This is a genomic window from Kineococcus indalonis (assembly GCF_009906395.1).
GTDB classification, from domain to species: domain Bacteria; phylum Actinomycetota; class Actinomycetes; order Actinomycetales; family Kineococcaceae; genus Kineococcus; species Kineococcus indalonis.
The window spans coordinates 1-3,105 of sequence record NZ_JAAALM010000487.1; the positions used below are offsets into that span (position 1 = coordinate 1).

Below are 3,105 nucleotides of genomic sequence, written 5' to 3' on the forward strand. Positions count from 1 at the left end.
GCGCACCGGGGCGGTGGTGGGGAAGGCGCCGGGGTCGGCGCCGGCGACGGTCAGCAGGTCCAGGCGCTCGCCGTGCTCGTCGCGGTCGTGGTAGAAGAACGCCCCGAACTGGGCGCCGGTGACCTCGGTGGCGGCGACGGTGGTGTCGTGGAGGACGGCGCGCAGGTCCGAGCCGTGGCGCAGGGGGAGCGTCGTCACCTCGAGGAGCGTCTGGTGCTCACGCCGGCGGTCGACCACACTCAGAGCCTACGTGCAGTCACCGAGAGTGTTCGAGCTTCGGCGGGGCGGTGGAGTCGCGCACCACCAGGGTCGTCGCCAGCTCCACGCGCGGGTGCGGCACCTCCCGGCCGTCGGCCAGGTCCAGCAGGGTCCGCGCCGCCGTGGCGCCCATCTCGGCCAGCGGCTGGCGCACCGTCGTCAGCGGCGGGGAGGCCCACGTGGCCAGCTCCAGGTCGTCGAAGCCGACGACGCTGAGGTCCTCGGGCACGCGCATCCCGCGGCGGCGCACCGCCTCGTACACGCCCAGCGCCATCTGGTCGCTGGCGGCGAACACCGCCGTGGGCGGGTCGTCCAGGTCCAGCAGCTCCTGCGCCGCCCGCAGGCCCGAGGCCTGCCGGAAGTCGCCCTCGCGCACCAGGCGCGGCTCCAGCGCCAGCCCGGCGGCCTCCAGCCCGGCCCGGTGCCCGTCCAGGCGGGCGCGGCTGCACAGCAGCCGGGAGGGGCCGCCCACGTGCGCGACCCGCCGGTGCCCCAGCTGCACCAGGTGCTGCGCGGCGGCCACGCCACCGGCCCAGTTCGTCGCGCCCACGCTGGGCGCGTCCAGCGGCGGCTGGCCGGCGGGGTCCACCACGACCAGCGGCACCGAGCTCTCCCGCAGCGCCGGGCCGAGGTCCTCCTGCAGCTGCGAGGTGACCAGCAGCACCCCGTCGCTGGCGCGCCGGTGCAGGTTCTGCAGCCACGCCTCGGCGGAGTCGGTGCGCCCGTGCACGGCGGAGACGACCGTGCCGGCGCCGGCGGCGTGGGCGACCTCCTCGACCCCGCGGATGATCTCCACGGCCCACGGGGAGTCCAGGTCGTCGAAGACGAGGTCGAGCAGGAAGGCGCGCGAGCGCCGCGGCGCCCGCTGCACCCGGTAGCCGTGGTGGCGCAGCAGCGCCTCCACCTTCTCCCGCGTCGCCGCGGACACGTCGTCGCGGCCGTTGACGACGCGGGAGACGGTGGGCACCGAGACGCCCGCCTCGCGGGCGATCTCGGTGATCGTCACCTGACGGCTGTGGGGGGCGGGCACGGTGCGAACGGTAGTCGCGCCCGCGCCCGCCCGGACCACGGCGCGCCTCAGTGCCGGCCGCGGCCGCCGCGGGCGGCGCGCAGCGTGTCCTGCAGGGCGTGGTAGGCGGGCTTGCGCTCGTAGTCCTCCGTCATGACGGTGGCCGAGCCCTGGCCCTCGAAGAACACCGGCACCCAGGAGTACTTGTCGGTGAAGCCCCAGATGGTGAACGAGTTGCAGGTCCTCACGCCCAGGCAGGCCTCCAGGGCCCGCTGGTAGTAGTCGGCCTGCTGCGCCTGCTGGGCGGCGGTGGGCTCGGTCTCGCCCTCCTCCAGCGTGATGCGGACGTCCAGCTCGGTGATGGCGGTCTCCAGGCCGAGGTCCGCGAAGCGCTGCAGGTTCGCCTGCAGGTCGCCCGGGAAGCCGTAGTCCGTGCTCAGGTGGCTCTGCGGGGCGAAGCCGTCGACCGGCACGCCCTGGGCCTTGAGGTCCTGGATGAGCTCGTAGTAGGCGTTGCTCTTGGGGTTGATGCTCTCCACGCCGTAGTCGTTGAAGAACAGCTTCGCCTCGGGGTCGGCCTCGTGCGCCCAGCGGAACGCCTTGGCGATGATCCCCTCGCCCAGGCGGCGGATCCAGAGGTTCTCCTCGGTGCGCAGGGTGCCGTCCTCGAGGAAGATCTCGTTGGCGACGTCCCACTGCTGGATCTGGCCCGCGTAGCGGCCGACGACCTTCTGGATGTGCTCCTTGAGGATGCCCTCCAGCTCCGCGTCGCTCAGGGTGGGCTCGGCGTCGATGAGCCACTGCGGGTTCTGGCTGTGCCACAGCAGGGTGTGCCCGCGCACGACCTGGCCGTTCTGCTTGGCGTAGCGGACGATCGCGTCGGCCGGGTAGAAGTTGTAGAAGTCCCGGCTGGGGTGGATGTACTCCCACTTCATCTGGTTCTCGGCCGACAGCGAGCTGAACTCGCGGGCCATGACCTCGCGGTACTCCACGTCGTACGCGAACGGGTCCGCGTAGTCCTGCTCCTCGTGGTGGCCGCCGCCGGCGACGGCGGTGCCGATGCGGAAGCCCTTCGGCGCCGCTGCGCGCAGGGTGTCGCGGTCGCCGCGGTCGTGGCGGGCGCGCTCGGTGGCGGCGCGGTCCGTGCCGGCGCGCTCGGCGGTCGGCGCGGCGGCGGCGGGGGCGACCACCGCGGCCAGGCTCAGCGGGACGGCCGCGAGGGCGGTGGCGACCCGCGCGGCGCGGAAGGTGGTGCGGGGGCTGCGTGCACGACGCATGCGTGTCTCCTCGGCTTCATCGCCAGGTTCCGGAAGAGTTCCGGTATCGGTGCACGGGACTCTAGGCAGCCGCACAGGGAGCGTCAAGCACTGCGCGCGGGCACCGACCGTGAACGGCCGGTGGACCGGCCGTCACGGCCGCTGCGCGCCGCCCCGCGCCGGGCCGGGGGCGCCCTCCGCGCCGCCCAGCTCGTGCGCCAGCAGCGCCAGGTGCAGGGCCAGCCGCTCCTCGGGGTCCTCCAGGTCCCGGCCCAGGCGCTCGCGCAGCCGCTCCACCCGCCCGTACGCCGCCGGCCGGCTCAGCCGCAGCCGCGACGCCAGCCGCGTCATGGACCCGCCCGACTCCAGGTGCCCGCGCAGCAGCTCCAGCTGGCGCTCCCCGTCCGGCCCGCCCAGCAGCGGCGCCAGCTGCGCCTCCACCCACGAGTGCAGCCGCGGGTCCTCGCGCAGCCACCACAGCAGCCCGCGCGCGCCCAGGTCGGCGGTGCGGTGCACCGCGCCGGCGCGCCGGTGCGGCAGGCGGGCGGCCACCTCCGCGACGTGGGCGGCCTCCACCAGCCC

The 3,105-nt window shown here is 75.0% G+C and carries 4 protein-coding genes; all 4 read right to left on the bottom strand.

Features of this window, described 5'->3' with window-relative positions; all coding sequences use genetic code 11:
- Positions 1 to 198, bottom strand: a 198-nt coding sequence (locus GTR00_RS17850; protein ID WP_166612925.1) for a hypothetical protein, incomplete at its 3' end; no start/stop codon positions are given.
- Between the two features lie 58 nt (positions 199 to 256).
- On the bottom strand, positions 257 to 1,288 hold the full coding sequence (locus GTR00_RS17855) for a LacI family DNA-binding transcriptional regulator (RefSeq protein WP_166612926.1): 1,032 nt from the start codon (positions 1,286 to 1,288) through the stop codon (positions 257 to 259).
- 47 nt (positions 1,289 to 1,335) lie between these two features.
- Complete coding sequence (locus tag GTR00_RS17860; protein WP_166612927.1) at positions 1,336 to 2,544, bottom strand: endo-1,4-beta-xylanase; 1,209 nt, start codon at positions 2,542 to 2,544, stop codon at positions 1,336 to 1,338.
- A gap of 132 nt (positions 2,545 to 2,676) precedes the next feature.
- A partial coding sequence (locus GTR00_RS17865; protein ID WP_166612928.1) for a helix-turn-helix domain-containing protein occupies positions 2,677 to 3,105 on the bottom strand: 429 nt, incomplete at its 5' end.

What these genes read in the sequence shown, in the direction of transcription:
- GTR00_RS17860 (WP_166612927.1), bottom strand. Translation starts at nt 2,544, where the DNA reads ATGCGTCGTGCACGCAGCCCCCGCACCACCTTCCGCGCCGCGCGGGTC.